17 protein-coding genes are annotated in these 17,317 nt (G+C 71.3%); 12 read left to right on the forward strand and 5 right to left on the reverse strand.

The window, feature by feature from the left end; all coding sequences use genetic code 11:
- Window positions 1–295 precede the first annotated feature (295 nt).
- The gene (locus IEJ02_RS40765) at window positions 296–961 is read left to right on the forward strand and encodes a GntR family transcriptional regulator (protein WP_317986048.1); all 666 of its coding nucleotides are present in this window, start codon (window positions 296–298) and stop codon (window positions 959–961) included.
- A 37-nt stretch (window positions 962–998) separates the two neighbouring features.
- Here the strand turns inward: IEJ02_RS40765 and IEJ02_RS40770 are convergent, their stop codons facing one another.
- Together IEJ02_RS40770 and IEJ02_RS40775 are read right to left on the reverse strand one after the other, a co-directional pair.
- Window positions 999–1,670: an HAD family hydrolase gene (locus IEJ02_RS40770; protein ID WP_191069388.1), complete on the reverse strand. Its 672-nt coding sequence runs from the start codon at window positions 1,668–1,670 to the stop codon at window positions 999–1,001.
- 14 nt (window positions 1,671–1,684) lie between these two features.
- Window positions 1,685–2,569, reverse strand: coding sequence for a MurR/RpiR family transcriptional regulator (locus IEJ02_RS40775; protein WP_164427360.1), 885 nt, complete (start codon window positions 2,567–2,569; stop codon window positions 1,685–1,687).
- A gap of 312 nt (window positions 2,570–2,881) precedes the next feature.
- Here IEJ02_RS40775 and IEJ02_RS40780 point away from each other — a divergent pair, with 312 nt between their 5' ends.
- The 5 genes from IEJ02_RS40780 to IEJ02_RS40800 all read left to right on the forward strand — a co-directional run bounded on the left by IEJ02_RS40780 (window position 2,882) and on the right by IEJ02_RS40800 (window position 8,419).
- Window positions 2,882–4,003 carry an aminotransferase class I/II-fold pyridoxal phosphate-dependent enzyme gene (locus IEJ02_RS40780; protein ID WP_223865283.1) on the forward strand — a complete coding sequence of 374 codons (1,122 nt, stop codon included), beginning with the start codon at window positions 2,882–2,884 and terminating at the stop codon, window positions 4,001–4,003.
- Window positions 4,004–4,109: 106 nt separating this feature from the next.
- Complete coding sequence (locus IEJ02_RS40785; RefSeq protein WP_191069390.1) at window positions 4,110–5,081, forward strand: amino acid ABC transporter permease; 972 nt, start codon at window positions 4,110–4,112, stop codon at window positions 5,079–5,081.
- A gap of 59 nt (window positions 5,082–5,140) precedes the next feature.
- Window positions 5,141–5,896 carry an amino acid ABC transporter ATP-binding protein gene (locus IEJ02_RS40790; protein ID WP_164427502.1) on the forward strand — a complete coding sequence of 252 codons (756 nt, stop codon included), beginning with the start codon at window positions 5,141–5,143 and terminating at the stop codon, window positions 5,894–5,896.
- A gap of 50 nt (window positions 5,897–5,946) precedes the next feature.
- Window positions 5,947–6,915 (forward strand): ABC transporter substrate-binding protein, encoded by a 969-nt coding sequence (locus IEJ02_RS40795; protein ID WP_191069391.1) that lies wholly within the window; start codon window positions 5,947–5,949, stop codon window positions 6,913–6,915.
- A gap of 85 nt (window positions 6,916–7,000) precedes the next feature.
- Entirely contained in the window at window positions 7,001–8,419 is a 1,419-nt protein-coding gene (locus IEJ02_RS40800) for an alkaline phosphatase family protein (protein ID WP_191069392.1), read from the forward strand.
- Here IEJ02_RS40800 and IEJ02_RS40805 read toward each other — a convergent pair.
- Together IEJ02_RS40805 and IEJ02_RS40810 are read right to left on the reverse strand one after the other, a co-directional pair.
- Window positions 8,349–9,644 carry a serine hydrolase domain-containing protein gene (locus IEJ02_RS40805; protein ID WP_317986049.1) on the reverse strand — a complete coding sequence of 432 codons (1,296 nt, stop codon included), beginning with the start codon at window positions 9,642–9,644 and terminating at the stop codon, window positions 8,349–8,351. The genes IEJ02_RS40800 and IEJ02_RS40805 overlap by 71 nt on opposite strands.
- A complete protein-coding gene (locus IEJ02_RS40810) occupies window positions 9,641–10,474 on the reverse strand; it encodes an IclR family transcriptional regulator (RefSeq protein WP_191069393.1) in 834 nt (277 codons plus the stop codon). The genes IEJ02_RS40805 and IEJ02_RS40810 overlap by 4 nt, the downstream gene beginning before the upstream one ends.
- Before the next feature lie 95 nt (window positions 10,475–10,569).
- On the opposite strand from IEJ02_RS40810, the gene IEJ02_RS40815 reads away from it, so the two are divergent.
- The 5 genes from IEJ02_RS40815 to IEJ02_RS40835 are packed head-to-tail and all read left to right on the forward strand — an operon-like array spanning window position 10,570 to window position 15,578.
- Entirely contained in the window at window positions 10,570–12,099 is a 1,530-nt protein-coding gene (locus IEJ02_RS40815) for an ABC transporter substrate-binding protein (RefSeq protein WP_191069417.1), read from the forward strand.
- A complete protein-coding gene (locus IEJ02_RS40820) occupies window positions 12,096–13,070 on the forward strand; it encodes an ABC transporter permease (RefSeq protein ID WP_191069394.1) in 975 nt (324 codons plus the stop codon). Before IEJ02_RS40815 ends, IEJ02_RS40820 begins: the two co-directional genes overlap by 4 nt.
- Window positions 13,067–13,903, forward strand: a complete 837-nt coding sequence (locus tag IEJ02_RS40825; protein WP_191069395.1) for an ABC transporter permease — start codon at window positions 13,067–13,069, stop codon at window positions 13,901–13,903. Before IEJ02_RS40820 ends, IEJ02_RS40825 begins: the two co-directional genes overlap by 4 nt.
- Window positions 13,900–14,709 (forward strand): ATP-binding cassette domain-containing protein, encoded by an 810-nt coding sequence (locus IEJ02_RS40830; RefSeq protein WP_191069396.1) that lies wholly within the window; start codon window positions 13,900–13,902, stop codon window positions 14,707–14,709. Before IEJ02_RS40825 ends, IEJ02_RS40830 begins: the two co-directional genes overlap by 4 nt.
- A complete protein-coding gene (locus tag IEJ02_RS40835) occupies window positions 14,706–15,578 on the forward strand; it encodes an ATP-binding cassette domain-containing protein (RefSeq protein ID WP_191069397.1) in 873 nt (290 codons plus the stop codon). Before IEJ02_RS40830 ends, IEJ02_RS40835 begins: the two co-directional genes overlap by 4 nt.
- On the opposite strand, the gene IEJ02_RS40840 is transcribed toward IEJ02_RS40835, so the two are convergent.
- Window positions 15,565–16,530: an ROK family protein gene (locus IEJ02_RS40840; RefSeq protein WP_191069398.1), complete on the reverse strand. Its 966-nt coding sequence runs from the start codon at window positions 16,528–16,530 to the stop codon at window positions 15,565–15,567. The two genes, IEJ02_RS40835 and IEJ02_RS40840, sit on opposite strands and share 14 nt — an antisense overlap.
- Here IEJ02_RS40840 and IEJ02_RS40845 point away from each other — a divergent pair.
- Entirely contained in the window at window positions 16,529–17,311 is a 783-nt protein-coding gene (locus IEJ02_RS40845) for a creatininase family protein (RefSeq protein WP_191069399.1), read from the forward strand. The genes IEJ02_RS40840 and IEJ02_RS40845 overlap by 2 nt on opposite strands.
- Window positions 17,312–17,317 lie beyond the last annotated feature (6 nt).

Consider the following 17,317-nt stretch of genomic DNA (forward strand, 5'->3'; position numbering starts at 1 on the left):
AGTGATCAAGATCAGCGACAGCGCGCGCTGGAGCTGCGCATGAGGTCGATGTGCCGACGGCACGTCAACTCGGTCCGCCACGGGAAGGCGATCACGACGGCCAGGCGGGCAGGACCCCGCCGTGACTGGGCATCGCGATGCATCTGGAACTCCCCTGGACATGGAGGTCGGCCGTCTGCCGTGCACTCCGAGCCTTGCGGAGCACTTGTGGGGGATCATAACCACAGCTGCATCTATGTGCAAACATCTGTATACACTTGTATCGAGTGGTGGACGAGATGACAAGGAAGAGGACGTGACCGCTTCACAGGACGATGGACGCACCATCAGCCACTACGCCCGCATCCGGCAGCGCATCGTCAACGGGCAGGCGGGACCGGGGACCGTTCTGATCCCATCGGCTCTGAGCGCCGAGTACAACGTCTCGCGCACCCCGGTGCGGGAGGCCCTGATCAGGCTTGAGCAGGACGGGCTGGTCGAGCAGGCGACTCGCGGCTATGTGGTCCGTACCCGTACCCCGGAGGAGATCCTGGAGATCTGCGAGGCGCGCATCGCGCTCGAGTCGACGATCGTGCAAGCCGCCGCCATGCGACGGACGGAACTCGACCTCGCCCGTCTCGTCCACGTCCAGGAAAGCACGGCGGACACCACCGATCCCGCCGAACTGCGGGACCTCAACAGCGAATGGCACGTGGTGCTGCGCGAGGCCGGGCACAACCCCACCATCTCCGAACTGATGGACCGTCTGGACGCCCAGTTGAAGACGTACGACGCACACACCTCTTCGGCCACCGACCTGCCCGACAACCTCGAGCAGATCCTCACGGAGCACGCGGGGATCCTGGACGCGGTACGACACCGCGACGCGTCCGCCGCGCGCGACCGCATGATCGCGCACCAGAGCCGCACCCGTGACCTGCGCCTCGGCGCGCTGGCCCGGTCGGCGCGGGACACGTCGTAGTGTCCGCCTTCTGCGCATCGGCCTTCCGCGACCCGCTCTAGTCGAAGTTCACGAGCACTTCTCCCAGGTTGTCGGCGATAGCGGTGTGCGGTGCGGCCTCGAGCTGCTCCCTCTGGTGTGCTCCACCGAGGACTCCGATGACATGTCCGGCTCCGGAGCGTGTACCGGCCAGCAGGTCGTTGGCCGTGTCGCCGGCGACGAGGACACTCTGCACCGCGTCGATCCCGAGGCTGATGACCGCGGTGAGGATCATGTCGGGGTAGGGGCGGCCACGGAGTGTTCCGGACTGGGCAACGGTGAGGTCGACGAGGTCGCGCCAGCCGAGCGTGTCGAGGAGCGCACCCTGGACCGCGAGGTCGAAACCGGTCATGAGACAGGTCTTGACCCCGCGTTCTCGCAGGGCGACGAGGACTTCCTCGGCGCCGTCCCTGGCGGGCAGCTCACCGGCGAGCACTGCCTTGAGCATGAGGTCCACGAAGTTCTGGTGGGCTTCCGAGGCCTTGTGCGGATCGGGCGCCAAGCGGTTGAACATGTCGGTCTTCGCCATGCCGCGCAAGGGCCGGAGCGTTTCCGGGGTGATCGCGTCGAGACCCGCGAGGAACAGGGCTTCGTCCACGGCCCGTTCGACGATGCCGTTGTCGGCGATGGTGGTGCCGGCCATGTCGAGGACGGCCAGGTCGATCACTGGGGAGTGGTCGTGGTGGGGCACTGGGTGTGTTCCTTCTACAGGGAGTGTTCGATCGTGGTGTCGGCCATCACGTCGAGCGCTTTGGTCGATGCCTGGGGACGGCGGACCGCGATGCCGACGAAGAGAGCGTCGACGATCCCCAGGTGGGCGAGGCGGCTGGCCATCGCTTCGAGGCGGAAGCCGTATTCGGGCCCTCCCGCGATCAGCGCGGTGTCCACGACGCGGGTCAGGGGCGAGTTGGTGAAGCTGGTGATGGCGACGGTGAAGGCGCCTGCCGTCCGCGCCGCCTCCGCGGCCCGCAGCGACTCACGGCTGGCACCGGTGTGGCTGACGACGAGGCACACACAGGACTCGTCCAGGTGCCGAGCGGCCAGGTGCTGGGCCATGACATCGGTGGGAAACATCGTGACGAGGCCGAGCGCGGAGAGCCGGTAGGCGGCGTCATGGGCCGGCGCCGCGGAGGTGCCGTTGCCGATGACGAGGACACGGCCGGCCGCGGCGATGCGGTCGATGGTGAGCGACAGCGACTCGGGGTCGACGGTCTGTGCCGCGTCGACCAGGGCCCTGCCGCTGCGGCGCAGGACGCGGTCGAGGATGTCGCCGGCAGGCGTCTGGCCGTCTATCCCCTCTTCGTGAGCGAGTTCCTGCTCCTCCTCGCCCTGCTGGGCGAGGTCGCGGGTGATGGCGAGCTTGACGTCCTGGTAGCCCCGGTACCCGATGCGCTGGCAGGCACGGACCGCCGAGGACTGCGCGACACCGGCTCTCTGGGCGAGCTCGGTCACCGAGCCGCGCACCACCGCTTCGGGGTCGCTGAGGATCAGCTCGATGAACCGCTTGTCCGTCGCGCCCAGGCCGGGCAGCGCGGCTTGGGCACGAGTGACGAATTCACCGCTCACCAGGGACGACTTGGCCGCAACCACGGAACCTCACTTCGCTCGCCATGCATGGATCGACTGTCGATGCGAGCAGGAGACTAGCACGGGATGGATGATCCATCCTGAGATCTAAGCTGTATCTGGATAGTTCATCCTTCGGTAACCCCAGCTTGGCTCGCGCGCCACCCACGACTCCGAGCCTGACACCACCGCGCACGGAGGGTCACTACGCATTCCAGGTGGCCTGCCGGGCCCATGACATCGGCGCGGCACCAAGACCCCGCACCAGGGCCTTGCGTCCGCCGCCTCCGGGCGGCCGATCAACTCCGGAAACGAGGAACAACCCCCGTGATCACCATGTCGCCGACCGCCACGTTGCGCCAACGCGCCGCGAGACTGCGCCGTGCGGGCGTCCAGGTCTTCGACTTCTCGGCAGGCGAACTCGACCTGCCGACCCCCGCCCACATCGTCACCGCGGCCATCGACGCCGCGCGCAGGCCGGAGAACCACCACTACGGGCCGACCGGCGGCGAGACCCGCCTGCGTCAGGCGATCGCCGACCGGCTCACCCCAAGGGCCACGACACCCCTCGACGGCTCCAGCGTGCTGGTCACCCATGGTGCGAAACAGGCGTTGTTCAACACGTTCATGGCGCTGCTCGAGCCCGGGGACGAGGTTCTGATCCCAGCGCCGTACTGGGTGACCTTCCCGTCCTCGGTCCGGCTGGCGGGCGGCAGCCCGGTGATCGTCCAGCCGTCCGACGGCGAGCTGAAGATCACCCCGGACCACCTGGAGGCGGCCCGGACCCCGTCCACCCGGGCGATGGTGCTGTGCTCGCCGAACAACCCGACGGGACTGGTCTACGACGCGTCGGAGCTGCGCGCGCTCCTGACCTGGGCGGCGACCCACGGCGTCTGGATCGTCTCGGACGAGACCTACGTCGACCTCGGCTTCCGGCCCGTCCCCGCACCAGGCCAGGTCGCACCCGGGGTGAGCGACCGGCTCATCACGGTCGGCAGTGTGTCCAAGTCCTACGCCATGACGGGCTGGCGGGTGGGCTGGATGTCGGGCCCGAAGCAGGTCATCGACGCGGCTGCCGCCGTCCAGTCCCACACCACCTCGAACGTCAGCCGCATCGCGCAGGCGGCCGCGCTGGCCGCCCTGACCGGCCCGGATGTGACGGCCGGATTCCGGGCGATCCTCGGCGACCGGCTGAAGGCGTGCCAGGCCGTACTGGAACCTCTCGGGCTGTTCCGGACGCCTCCCCACGGCGCGTTCTACGTCTTCCCCGACATCCGCGGGTACGCCCCCGACGACGTCACCGTGGCGGACCGCCTCCTGGACTCCGGCGTCATCACGGTGCCCGGTGCCTCTTTCGGGGCTCCCGGACATCTGCGGCTGAGTTTCGCCATCGCGGAGGAACACCTGCGCAGCGGACTGTCGACCATGGCCGAGCTCCTCGACGGCTGGGCCGCTTGATGTCCTCGTCCGTCCGGCAGGCGACGCGCACCGTGTTCCACCGCTTGCTCCGCCCGTCCGGGCTCCCCGAACTCACCGCTGAAACCGTTGAATCGGAGACGTCATCATGACCGCTGCCACTGACGGCAGAGCGGCGCTCGCACCACCGGGCAGCGGTGCCGAGCAGCCCAGACCCCCCAAGATCGTCCCCGTCCGGCACCCCGGCCGCTGGGTGGCCGTGGCCATCGCCCTCGTCCTGGTGGCGCAGTTGGTGCACGCCCTGGCCACCAACCCCGGCCTGGAGTGGGCGACCTTCCGGCAGTACTTCTTCGACCGCAGCGTTCTGCACGGCGTATGGGTGACCATCGAGCTCACCTTCTACGCCGCGTTGGCGGGTTTCGTGGGCGGAATGGTGCTGGCCTTCATGCGGCTCTCCGCCAACCCCCTGCTCCGGGTGATCGCCTACGGCTACGTCTGGGTCGTGCGCTCCGTACCGCTGCTGGTGCAGGTGCTCTTCTGGTTCAACATCTCCTACCTGTACTCGCGCCTGAGCATCGGGGTGCCGTTCGGACCGGAGTTCTTCTCCTTCAGCACCACCAATCTGGTCAGCTCGGTGAGCGCGGCCGTCATCGCGCTCTCGGTCAACGAGGCCGCCTTCGCCTCGGAGATCGTCCGTGCGGGGGTGCTGTCCGTCAGCCATGGCCAGTTGGAAGCCGCCGCCGCGCTGGGGATCCCCAGGCGCCGTCAGCTCATGCGCATCGTGTTGCCGCAAGCCATGCGGACCATCGCGCCCAACGCGGCCAACCAGCTGATCTCGCTGTTCAAGAACACCTCGATCGTCTCCGTGATGGCGATCATGGAGCTCTTCTACACCGTCCAGGTCATCTACGGGCGCACTTCCCGCATCGTGCCCATGCTGCTCGTCGCGACCGCCTGGTACGTCCTGCTGACCACCCTCCTCTCGATCTTCCAGTACTACGTCGAGCGGCGCTTCGCCAAGGGCACGACGCGGGCGCTGCCGCCGACCCCTGTCGAGCGGGTGCGCCTCGCCATCCGCAACCTCCGCGCGGCTGCCGCGGATGAAGGGACCCAGCGGTGACCAGAACATCGCCCTCCGCCGGCCGCCGTTCCCGCGAGGCCGCGGCCGATCCCGCCCGGGTGGTCGTCGACATACGCGGCGTCCACAAGAACTACGGCCTGGTCGAGGTGCTCAAGGGCGTCGATCTCCAGGTCCGCGTCGGCGAGGTGACCGTTGTGCTGGGCCCATCCGGATCCGGCAAGTCCACGCTGCTGCGGTGCATCAACCACCTGGAGAAGGTCAAGCGCGGCACCGTCACCATCGACGGCGAACTGATCGGCTACCGGCGGGCCGGCGACAGGCTGCACGAGCTGCGCGAGCGCGAGGTGCTGCGTCAGCGCACCCACATCGGCTTCGTCTTCCAGAACTTCAACCTCTTCCCGCATCTCACGGTGGAGGACAACCTGGTCGAGGCACCCGTCTCCGCGCTGGGGGTGCCGCGTGCCCGGGCCCAGGAACGCGCCGAGCGGCTGCTGGAGCGCGTCGGCCTGCGCGACAAGGCGACCGCCTACCCCGGGCAGCTGTCCGGCGGCCAGCAGCAGCGCATCGCCATCGCTCGCGCGCTCGCCCTGGAACCCAAGGTGCTGCTCTTCGACGAGCCCACCTCCGCCCTCGACCCGGAGCTGGTCGGTGAGGTGCTGGACGTGATCAAGGATCTGGCACGCGCCGGCACCACCATGATCGTCGTCACCCATGAGATCGGCTTCGCCCGAGAGGTCGCCGACACCGTGGTCTTCATGGACGACGGCCGGATCGTCGAGCAGGGGACACCGGCCGACGTGCTCGACTCCCCCCGGTACGAGCGCACCCGCACCTTCCTCTCCAAGGTCCTCTGACCCCGCCTCCAAGGTCCTCCGACCCCGCTTCTTCCGAAAGACAGGACACCATGTCCGTACTCATCCGTCCCAAGCTCACCGCGCTCACCCTGGCCATCGCCGCCGCGCTCACCCTGAGCGCCTGCGGCGGCCCGGCCAAGGACGCGTCCGGACCGGCGTCCAAGGAGCGCTTCAACACCGGCCCCGACCAGAACCGCTACTCGGCACCCAAGGTCGCCTCCATCGCCGCCGAAGTGCCCGCGGCCGTCCGGTCCCGGGGCACCCTCGAAATCGGCAACTCCAAGGGGAGCACCGCCCCGCTCACCTTCTTCGCCACGGACAACAAGACCCTCATCGGCGTGGAGACGGACATGGCGTACGCGATCGCCTCGGTGTTCGGCCTCAAGGCGCACTACAACCCGGTCTCCTTCGAGCAGATCTTCGTCGGTCTGGACAGCGGCAAGTACGACGTCGGCGTCTCCAACATCACCGTCACCGAACTGCGCAAGCAGAAGTACGACATGGCCACCTACCGCAAGGACGCGCAGGCGTTCGAGGCCAAGAAGGGCGCGACATGGCGCGTCACCGGCCCCGAGGACGTGGCGGGCAGGACCATCGCCGTGCCCACCGGGACCAGTGAGGAGAAGGTCCTGCTGGACTGGAGCGCCCAGAACGTCAAGGCGGGCCGCAAGCCCGTCAACGTGAAGTACTACCAGGACGAATCGGCCTGCTACCTGGCCCTCCAGTCCGGCCAGATCGACGCCTATCTGCATCCCAACCCCGAGGCCGAGTACCACGCCAAGACCTCCGGCCAGACCCAGGTCATCGGCGCCATCATCGGAGCCGGGGGGCATCTCCAGGGCCTGATCGCCGCGACCACCAAGAAGGACGACGGCCTCGGCAAGCCGCTCAACGACGCGATCAACTACCTGATCAAGAAGGGCACCTACGGGAAGATCCTGGCGCGCTGGGGTCTCACCAGCGACGGGGTGAGCACCTCGCGGCTCAACCCGCCCGGCCTGCCGATCGAGGGCAAGTGAGCGCCCGAACACGGAATGCCGGACCCGGACACCTTCCTGGCCCGGGTCGGCCCTCATGGACAGAACCTCGATCGGAGAACACGGAATGGTGAGCACGCTCCTCGTGGTCGTCGATGGCCTACGGGCGACCGATGTACAGAAGATGCCGTTCCTCACGGAACTCGCACAGCGCGGCGTGTCCTACCGGCAAGCGCGCTCGGTCGCACCGTCGCTGACCCGCCCCGCCGCGGCGTCCCTGGCCGGCGGAGCACCCCCCGGCGTCACCGGAATCGCGGGCAACCGCCTGTGGGCCGATGGACACCTCATCGACACCGGCCGCCCCGACCACCTGGAGCTGCTCCGCTCCCTGCGGGGTGATCGGCTGCTCCCCGTGCCGACTCTGGGCGAACACCTCGCCGACCACGGGCGCAAGCTCGTCGCCGTCGGAACGGGTTCGAACGGCTGCACACTGCTGCTCAATCCGGGAGCGGTCGACGGGCACGGGGCCGCGATAGGCGCGCGTCCGTTCGGCCATGATGCCTTCTACGCGCGGCCCGAGAGTGTCCGGCGCCGCCTCGCGGGCAGTCTCCCCCAGGCCGGGGACGGTCCGTTCCCCGCATTGGCCTGGGCAACCGACCTGATCGTCGACTACGTCATTCCGGAGCTGGCGCCGGATGTCCTCGTCCTGTGGTCGGGCGAGCTGGACGACGTGCAACACGGCAACGGCGTCGATGGCCCGGCCGGGGACGATGCCCTCTCCGAGATCGACCGCCGGCTACGTCGGCTGATCGACCGGGTCCGTGAGCAGGCACCGCACACCGATGTCATCGTGACGGCCGACCACGGCTTCTCGAACGCGACGCACACGGTCGACGTGGCCGACATCGAGTCCCTGATTCCGCCGTCGCTCGCCGATGCCGTACAACTCGTCGAGAACAACGGCGGGTTGTTGGTGTACGCGCGGCGGCGCCTCCGGACCACGCAGATCGATGCGATCCTCGACGCCATCATGTCGGCGGAGTGGTCCGGGCCGGTCTTCGCCGACGGCGACGTCCCGGGGGTCCTTCCGCCGGCCGGTCTGTGGTCCGCCCGAACAGCCGCCGACGGCCTGCTCGCGTATGTGTCGCTCACCTACCACGACCGACTCGGCAATCCGCACATCGGTCACAGCGTCCGAGGCGGCGCGCGGTTCGCGGGGGGCCACGGCTCCACCTCGGCCGGCGACATGCGCATACCACTCGTACTGAACGGGCCGAGCTTCCGAACCGCCCATGAATCCCCGCTCCCGGCCGACCACCTCGACATTCCCCCGACGATCTGCCGGCTCATGGAGCTGCCGGTCCCGCCGTCCATGTCCGGGCGGGTGCTGAGCGAAGCCGGTCTTCTCGCTCCGGGAAACGCGTCAGCGCTTCCGGAGGACCGACGGGTCGTCGCGGAGCGCGGCGCCGCGGATGTCACCACGGCCCACTTGCAGCATCTCGCCGGCCGGCAGTACTTCCTCTCGGCCGATCGGCACCGAAGCTGAGCCGGACCGCGGCGGGCGAGGCCGCCGCGTGGTGGTGGAAGGCGCGGCGGACCGCGGGGAAGCGGCGGGGATCACGGCTGGGGTGGACGCGGTTGGTGAGGAGGACGTAGTAGCGGCCTTCCGCTCCCGCCCTGTCCGCCTCGGTTCCGTCCACCGCCGGCTCCACCCACAGGCTCGTCCCCGTGAAGCCCGTGTGGCCGTACGAGGACGGCCCCATCGCCGTACCGACCGGCGACCCCACCGCGTCCCGCCCCTGCCAGCCGAGGCAGCGGCGCAGCGGGAGGCCCTCCGTATGGCAGGCGGTCATACGGGCGAAGCCGGGCGCGCTCAGCAGGCCCTCGCCGCCCGCCGCGAGCGCCCGGCCCAGCCGGTCCATGTCGGCCAGCGGTGCGAACAGACCGGCGTGGCCGCAGACTCCGCCGAGCACCACCGCGTTCTCGTCGTGCACTTGGCCGGTCACCAGACGGCCGCGCCAGGTGCACAGCTCGGTGGAGACCGCGCGTTCACGGGCCGCCGGGCCGGGCGCGAAGACCGTCTCGCGCATCCCGAGCGGCTCGCACACCTGCTTCGCCACCAGCTCGTCCAGGCCGGTCGCGGCGGCCCGTTCGAGGATCAGGCCGAGCAGGACGAACCCCGCGGAGGAGTACTCCACCACCGTGCCCGGCGCCCCGCGGAGCGGCAAGCCCCGGAGGGCGGCCAGCAGCCCGTCCCGGTCGGAGTGCGCGCGCCAGAGCGGGGTGCCGCCGGGCAGGCCGGAGGTATGGGTGAGCAGTTGCGTGACGGTGATGTCCGCCTTGCCGGGCACGCGGCGATACTCCGGCAGATACGCGCCGACCGTGTCGTCCAGCCGGAGCGCCCCCGCCTCCGCCAGCCGCAGTGCGGCCAGGCCCACGATCGGTTTCGTCACCGAGGCCAGATCCCACAGCTCGGTGCCGTTCAGCTCCGCCCCGCCCCAGCGACGTGTGCCCAGGTGCCCGTGGGTCTCCCGCCCGTCCGCGGTGCCGACCGACCAGGCGGCAGCGGAGTAGATCCCGGCCCGGCGGCCGGCCGCCAAGAGTGCCGCGAGCCGTGCCGACCGGTCCGCTGGTGGGCCTGTCTGCCGGTCCGCCGGGGGGCCTTGTTGCCGGTCCGCCGGTGCGCCTGCCAGCCGATCCGCCGGGGGCGGGCAGGCCGTTCCCGTCCGTTCCGCCCCCCGTGGCATCCGGCCGCCCGCGGCCCCGCTCACTCCTGCCCCCGTACGATCCCCAGCGCCCCCGCCCCGCCGCGCAACGCCGCCGTCACCGTACCGGCGGCGGCCCGCACCATCGGCCCCAGCACCGCCACGCTCTCCTCGTCCAGCGTGAACGTCAGCCCGATGATGCCGACCGCCCCGGCGACCCGGTCGCCCGGCCCCAGCACCGGGGCCGCGATGGCGCGGACGTCCTGCTCCGCGTATTCGTCATCGACCGCGTAGCCCCGCTCGCGCACGGCGGGCAGCGCGGCGAGCACGGCCTCCGGGTCCCGCAGCGTCCGTGCCGTACGGGCCGGGAGCGGCTCCGTGCCCAGAAGCTCCGCCGCCGCCGGGGACGGCAGGGCCGACAGCATCGCCCATCCCACCGCCGAGCAGTACAGCGGGACTTCGCCGCCCGCGGTCAGCGGCATGCGGTACGTGGCCGACGGCTCCGACTGCGTCACATGCACCGCCACGGCGCCGTCCCGTACCGAGAAGTGGGCCAAGTGACCGGTGCGCAGCCGCAGGTCGTCCAGGACCGGGCGGGCAAGCCGCAGCTCGCTGCTGGCGGCCAGCGCCGTGGCGGCGAGCCCGAGCAGGCGCGGCCCGGCCTGATAGGTGCCGCCGGGGCCCGGGACCGCGTACCCGGCCTCGGCGAAGGTGTGCAGCAGGCGGTGGACGGTCGGCTTCGGCAGTCCCGTGCGGGCGGCGAGGTCGGCCAGGCGGTGCGGGGCATCGGGCTGGACCAGCGCGTCCAGCACCGCGAGTGCCTTGTCCACGGGGCCCGTCGCGGCGGCGGGCGACTCCTCACGGCGGGAGGCGGAGGTATTGACCGGCTTCGGCATGTCGCCTAGCTTAACGCATCATCGTTCCGGCTCCCGGAACGGACGAACCGTTCAATGGAATATCCCGCGGAGGGCAGATCGTGACTCCTCCATCAATGTCGCGCCGCAAGGCCCTTCGGCTGGGCGGGCTCGCACTCCCCGCCATCGCCGCGCCGACAGCGCTCACCGGATGCGGAACGGCCGCGGGCGCGGGCGGCGACGGCGTCCTCCGAGTGGCGCAGCCGACCGACCCCACCACGCTCGATCCGCACAAGCAGGGCGACATGGTCTCCATGAACGTCCTGATCAACATCTTCGACACCCTCACCACCCGGGATGCCTGTGGCCGGCTCGCCCCCCGGCTCGCCACCTCCTGGGAGCCCCGCTCCAGGACCGTGTGGCGCTTCCGCCTCCGCGAAGGTGTGCGCTTCCACAACGGGGAGGAGTTCGACGCCGATGCCGTCAAGTTCTCCATCGAGCGGGTACTCGACCCGAAGACGCGGTCGCCGATCGTCGAGCTGCGGTATGTGACCTCGGTCCGCGTGGTCGACCGCCACACCGTCGATGTGCACACCACACTGCACGACCCGATCCTGCCCGCGAAGCTGTCGCTCTTCGGCGGCGTGATCGTGCCGCCGAAGTACCTCGCCGACGTCGGCGACGCCGCCTTCGCCAAGCGGCCGGTCGGCACCGGGCCGTTCGTCTTCCAGTCCTTCCGGCGCGACCGCGAGCTACGGCTGCGCGCCAACCGCCGCCACTTCCACGGCTCCCCCGGGGCCGACCGCCTCGTCTTCCGCGCGCTGCCCAACCCCGCCTCCGCGCTGGCCGCGTTGCAGAGCGACGAGGTCGACCTGGTCACCGGGCTCACCCCGGACGCCGCCCGGCAGCTGTCCGGCTACGCGGGCGTGGAGCTGGAGAGCCACCGGGGCGTGCGGACCGCGTACCTCAACCTCGACACCGCCTCCGGACCGCTGCGCGACCGCCGCGTGCGCCAGGCGCTCAACCACGCCGTCGACGTGCCGCTGCTCATCAAGGCCGTACTGGACGGCAAGGCGCGCGAGGTGCCCGCGATGCTGCCGCGCGGCGTCGTCGGTTTCGACGGGTCGGTCGAGCCCTTCCGGCGCTCCATACGCACCGCCCGGCGGCTGCTCGCCCAGGCCGGCCACCCGCACGGCCTCACCACCACGCTCACCGCGTCCAACGACGACGCCCAGGTCGCCGAGGCCATCTCCGGCCTGCTCGACCGCGCCGGCATCCGGGCCCGCGTCGACCTGCTCGACCCCGGCACCTTCTCCGCCCGCCTCACCTCCGACAACCGGCACGCACTCGGCCCCGTCTACCTCGCCGCCTCCACCGCCTGGACGCTCGACGGCGCGTCCATGGTGCAGTCGAACGTGCGTCATGACCGCCGGCAGAGCCGGTGGGTGTCGAAGGAGGCCGACCGGCTCATCGACGCCGAGGAGCTGTCCATGGACCCCGAAGACCGGCAGCACGCGTTCACCGCGCTCCAGCGCCTGATCAAACGCGAGGCCCCGTTCGTACCGCTCTACCAGCAGGACATCATCCTCGCCCGGACCACCCGGGTGCGCTGGACCCCGGTCGTCAACGGCTCGCTGGCCATGGAGAGCGCGGAGGTGCGGGCATGACGGCCACCTCCGTCCGGCCGACGGTCACCGTACCGAAGCCGAGGTCCGGCCTCCTCCGCCATGTCCTGGTCCGCCTCGCCACCGCCGTCGGCGTGCTCTTCGCCGCCGCCACCCTGGCCTTCGTTCTGGTACGGCTCTCCGGCGACCCGGTCAAACAGCTGCTGCCCCCGGACGCCACCGCCGCCCAGGAGGCCACGCTGCGCTCCCAACTCGGCCTGGACCAGCCCCTGATCGCGCAGTACGGCGACTTCCTGTGGGGACTGCTCCGGCTCGACCTCGGCGACTCGCTCGTCTACCACGAACCGGTCGGCCAGGTCATCGCCGACCGCGTCCCGGCCACCCTCGAACTCGCCGCCGGCGCCCTGGTGCTCAGCCTCGTCATCGCCATTCCGGCCGGGATCTACGCCGCGACGCGCCGTGGCCGGGCCGGTGACACGGGCGTGATGACCGCGGTACTGCTCGGCCAGTCCACCCCGCCGTTCTGGGTCGGCATCCTGCTGGTCCTGCTCTTCTCGGTGCGGCTCAAGGTGCTTCCGGCCTCCGGCTACGGCACCTTCGCGCATCTGGTGCTGCCCGCCGTCACCCTGTCCGTCTACTCCATCGCGGTCATCGCCCGGCTGCTGCGCTCCTCGCTCATCGACGTCCTCGGCTCGGACCACATCCGCACCGCGAAGGCCAAGGGACTCGGCCCGGCGAAGGTAGTGCTCGCACACGGGCTGCGCAACGCCTCGCTGCCGACCGTCACCGTGATCGGCCTGGAGTTCGGCGGGCTGCTCGGCGGGGCGATCCTCACCGAGCAGGTCTTCTCCTGGCCGGGCATCGGACGGCTGACCGTGGAGGCCATCTCGCACCGGGACTTCCCGCTGGTGCAGGCGGCCGTCCTGTTCTTCGCCGCCGCCTTCGTGCTCGTCAACCTGCTGGTCGACCTCTCCTACAGCCTCCTCGACCCGAGAGTGCGGGCCCAGACATGACCGTCGTACGCAGCCGGCTCTCCCTGGCGGCCCTCGGCGTCCTCGCGCTGCTGGTGATCGCCGCCGTCTTCTCGCCGCTGCTCGCCCCGGACGACCCGGCCGAGCAGCAGCTCCTCGCCCGGCTCACACCCCCGGCCTGGGAGGGCGGCGGCAGCCTCGCCCACCCGCTGGGCACCGACCAGCTCGGCCGCGATGTGCTGTCCCGTGTCATCTACGGCTCCCGGGTCTCGCTCCTCGTCGGCATCGGGGCGGCGCTGCTCGCGGGGGTGGTGGGGGCGGTGTGCGGCCTGTTCGCCGGCTTCCGCGGCGGATGGCCGGACCGGACCCTGATGCGCTTCGCCGACATCCAACTCGCCTTCCCCTCACTGCTGCTGGCGCTCGCCATCGTCGGCTTCCTCGGCTCCGGGCTGTGGAACGTCGTCCTGGTGCTCGGCTTCACCGGCTGGGTGGCGTACGCCCGTGTGGTCCGCTCCGAGGTGTTGTCGCTGCGCACCCGCGACTATGTGACCCAGGCCCGGGCGACCGGCGTCACGGACCTCACGATCATGCGCCGGCACCTGCTCCCCAACGTCCTGCCGCACCTGGCCACCATCGCCACCCTGCACATCGCGGCGGCCATCGTCGCCGAAGCCTCGCTCAGCTACCTCGGCCTCGGTGTGCCCAAGGAGACCGTCACCTGGGGCTCGATGCTCGCCGACGGCCAGCTCTATCTCGGCACCTCGTGGTGGGTCGCGGTCTTCCCCGGGCTGGCGCTGATGCTCACCTCCCTGGCCATCAACATCACCGGCGACGCACTGCGCGACGTCGCGGACCCGAAGGCGTACCGCCGATGACCACACCCGCTCCCGTGCTCGAGATCCGCGATCTGCACGTCGACTTCCGGCTCGCCACCGGCCCCGTGCACGCCGTGCGCGGTGTGAGCCTGGCGGCACACGCCGGAGAGACCCTGGCCGTCGTCGGCGAATCCGGCAGCGGCAAGTCGGCCACCATGCTCGCCGCGCTGCGGCTCAACCCCGAGCCGCCGTGTGTCTACCCCGGCGGCGAGATCCTCCTCGACGGCCGCGATCTGCTCGCGCTGCCGGAGAAGCGGTTGCGCGAGGTGCGCGGTAACGACGTCGCGATGGTCTTCCAGGACCCGATGACCAGCCTCGACCCGCTCCAGCGGGTCGGCAACCAGGTGGCCGAGGTGCTGCGTACGCACCGCGGGGCCTCGCGCGCCGGGGCCAAGGCGGAGGCACTACGGGCGCTGGACGAGGTCGGCATCCCGGATCCGGAGCTGCGGGCGCGGCAGTATCCGCATGAGCTGTCCGGCGGGCTGCGTCAGCGTGTGATGATCGCGACGGCGCTGGTCGGCCGGCCACGGGTGCTCATCGCGGACGAGCCGACCACCGCCCTGGACGTCACCGTGCAGCGGCAGATCCTGGACCTCCTCGCCGAGCTGCGCGCCCGGCACGGCATGGCGGTGGTGCTGGTCACCCATGACCTCGGGGTGGTCGCGGAGACCGCCGACCGGGTCGTGGTGATGAACGCCGGCCGGGTGGTGGAGCACGGCACGGTCGCCGAGGTTTTCGAGACGCCACGGCAGCGGTACACCCGCGACCTGCTGGCCGCCACCCCGCGACTGGAGCCGACATCATGACGACCGCCAAAACGTCCCGGAGGACGAGACTGCTCGAACTCGACGGTCTGTCAAAGGAGTTCACCGGTCCGGGCGCCACCCGCACCCTCGCCGTCGACAACGTCACGCTCACCGTCGAGGACGGCGAGACCTTCGCCCTCGTCGGCGAGTCCGGCTCCGGGAAGACGACCCTGACCCGGCTGCTGCTGGGCCTGCTGGACCCCACCGCCGGGACCGTCCGCTTCGACGGCCACGACCTCGCCGCACTGCCGCCCGCCGAGCTGCGCGCGCTACGGGCCGGGATGCAGGTCGTGCTCCAGGATCCGTACTCGAGCATGAACCCGCGCATGAGAGTCACCGATATCGTGGCCGAGCCGCTGGTCACCCATGACGCCACCTACCGCGGTCGGCGCGCCAGGACGCGGCTGCGGGAGCGGGTCGGCGAGCTGCTGGAGTCGGTGGGGCTGACGGCCGGGTTGCAGGACCGGTACCCGCACGAGTTCTCCGGCGGGCAGCGCCAGCGCATCTCCATCGCCCGTGCGCTGGCGTCCTCGCCGCGGCTCGTGGTGCTGGACGAGCCGACCAGCGCCCTTGACGTCTCCGTCCAGTCCCAGGTCCTGGACCTGCTGGCCGAGCTCCAGCGGCAGCACGGCCTGACCTACGTGTTCGTCTCGCACAACCTCGCCGTGGTCCAGCGGATCGCCGACCGGGTGGCGGTGCTGCGGCACGGCAGGGTGGTCGAGTGCGGGGAGACCGCCGCCGTGCTGGGCGCGCCCCGGCACCCATACACCCGCGAGCTGCTGGCCGCCGTGCCACGCCCCGACGCGTACCGGACCAGGGCCGGGAACAGGACGGGGACCGGGATCGGCGGCGGGACTACCGGTGGGTGAGGACCAGCCCCGCGCCGCCGAGCAGCGCCACGTCGTCCGGCCGGCCCGCCTCCCCCAGCACCACCCGCGGCGGGGCGGCCGTCGACCAGCCGCTGTCCCGCCGCAGCCGCTCCTCGACCCGGGCCCGGAACCCCTCCCCGCCCTCGACGGCCTCGCCGTGCAGCACGAACAGACCGGGCGCGAAGAGCTGCTGGATGTTGACCAGGCCGAGCGCGAGGTTGTCGGCGTACTCCTCGACCACCGGCCGGCCACCGTCCCCGCGCCGTACCAGCGCCTCGAGCGTCATTCCGGCGCCCAGTCCGCCCGCCTGTGCCCGCCGCCGCAGCCAGCGCGTCGTGGCCACGGTCTTCCAGCAGCCACGCGCCCCGCAGGTGCACGGCTCGCCACCGGCCAGCACCGTCATATGGGCCCCGCTACGGCCACCGTGCGGGGCCAGCAACTCGCCGCCGAAGAACACCCCGACGCCCAGCACCTCGCCGGTGGACACCGAGGCGAAGGACCGAAGGCCCCGGCCGACGCCGAACCACCGGTCGCCCAGCACCTGGAGCCGGGCCCGGTGCTCGATGTACACCGGCACCCCCAGCGCCCGCCGCAGCACCTCCGCGACCGGGTAGCCGCGCAGCGAAGGCACGTCGTTGACCTCGATGAACGTGCCCCGTTCCGGGTCCACCAGGCCGGCCGCGGCCACCCCGACCCCGGTCAAATCACGCCCGTCGAAGCACTCCAGGGCGGCCTGCCGCACCGCCGCGTCCACTCCGGCCGGCTCCCGCGCCGCCGGGTCGAAACCGGCCGCGGTGCGCCGCAGCAGCTTTCCGGAAGTGTCGACCAGCGCCGCCCGCACCTGTCCCGGCACCACCTCCACCGCGCCCAGCAGCGGGCGTGCGGGGGCGACCGGGGGGTCGGGCACCAGGCGGAGCCGAGGGCGTCCGCCGTCGGGGGCGAGTGCGGCCATGCGCAGACTCTGCCACGCCATCAACCCAGGAGGTAGTACCCCAGTGCTCCGGCTGACCGAACTCACCTGGCGCGAGGCCCGGGCCGCGGGCGCCGACGCCATCGCCCTGCTGCCCATCGGCTCGCAGGAACAGCACGCCGCCCATCTGCCGATGGGCACCGACACCCTGCTGGTCACGGCGGTGGTGGACCGGGCGGCCGAGCTGCTGGCGGGTGACGGGCCGCCGGTCGTACGCCTGCCCGCCCTGCCGTACGGGCACAGCCCGCACCACCTCTTCGCGGCCGCGGTGTCGCTGTCGGCGGGCACCCTGGCGACGGTCCTCGGCGACATTCTGCGGTCCCTCACCGAGAGCGGCTTCCACCGCGTCATGATCGTCAACGGCCACGGCGGCAATGACGAGATCATGCGCCTGGCGGTCAAGGAACACGCACTGCGTGCCGAGGGCGCGTTCGCGGCCTGCTCCTACTGGAGCCTCGGCGAGTCGCTGGAGAACCCCGGGCACGCCGGCCGCTACGAGACCTCCCTCATGCTCGCCGCCCACCCGGACCTGGTCCGTACGCCCATCGAGCCGCACTCTCCCGCCGGTGCCCCGCCGCTCTTCAACGCCCCGCCGCACCCCGGCCTCACCGCCGAGCGGCACGGCGAGTGGGCACGGGTGGGCGGGATGACCGACGACCCGTCCACGGCTCGCCCCGACCCGGGCGAGCTGTCCACCCGCGCCACCGAACTGGCCCGCGCGATCCGGGCGTTCGCCGAAGCAACCGCCCCCGGTGCCATCTGAGGAGCC

This window comes from Streptomyces sp. 5-10 (assembly GCF_014712245.1).
In the GTDB taxonomy this organism is placed as follows: domain Bacteria; phylum Actinomycetota; class Actinomycetes; order Streptomycetales; family Streptomycetaceae; genus Streptomyces; species Streptomyces violaceusniger.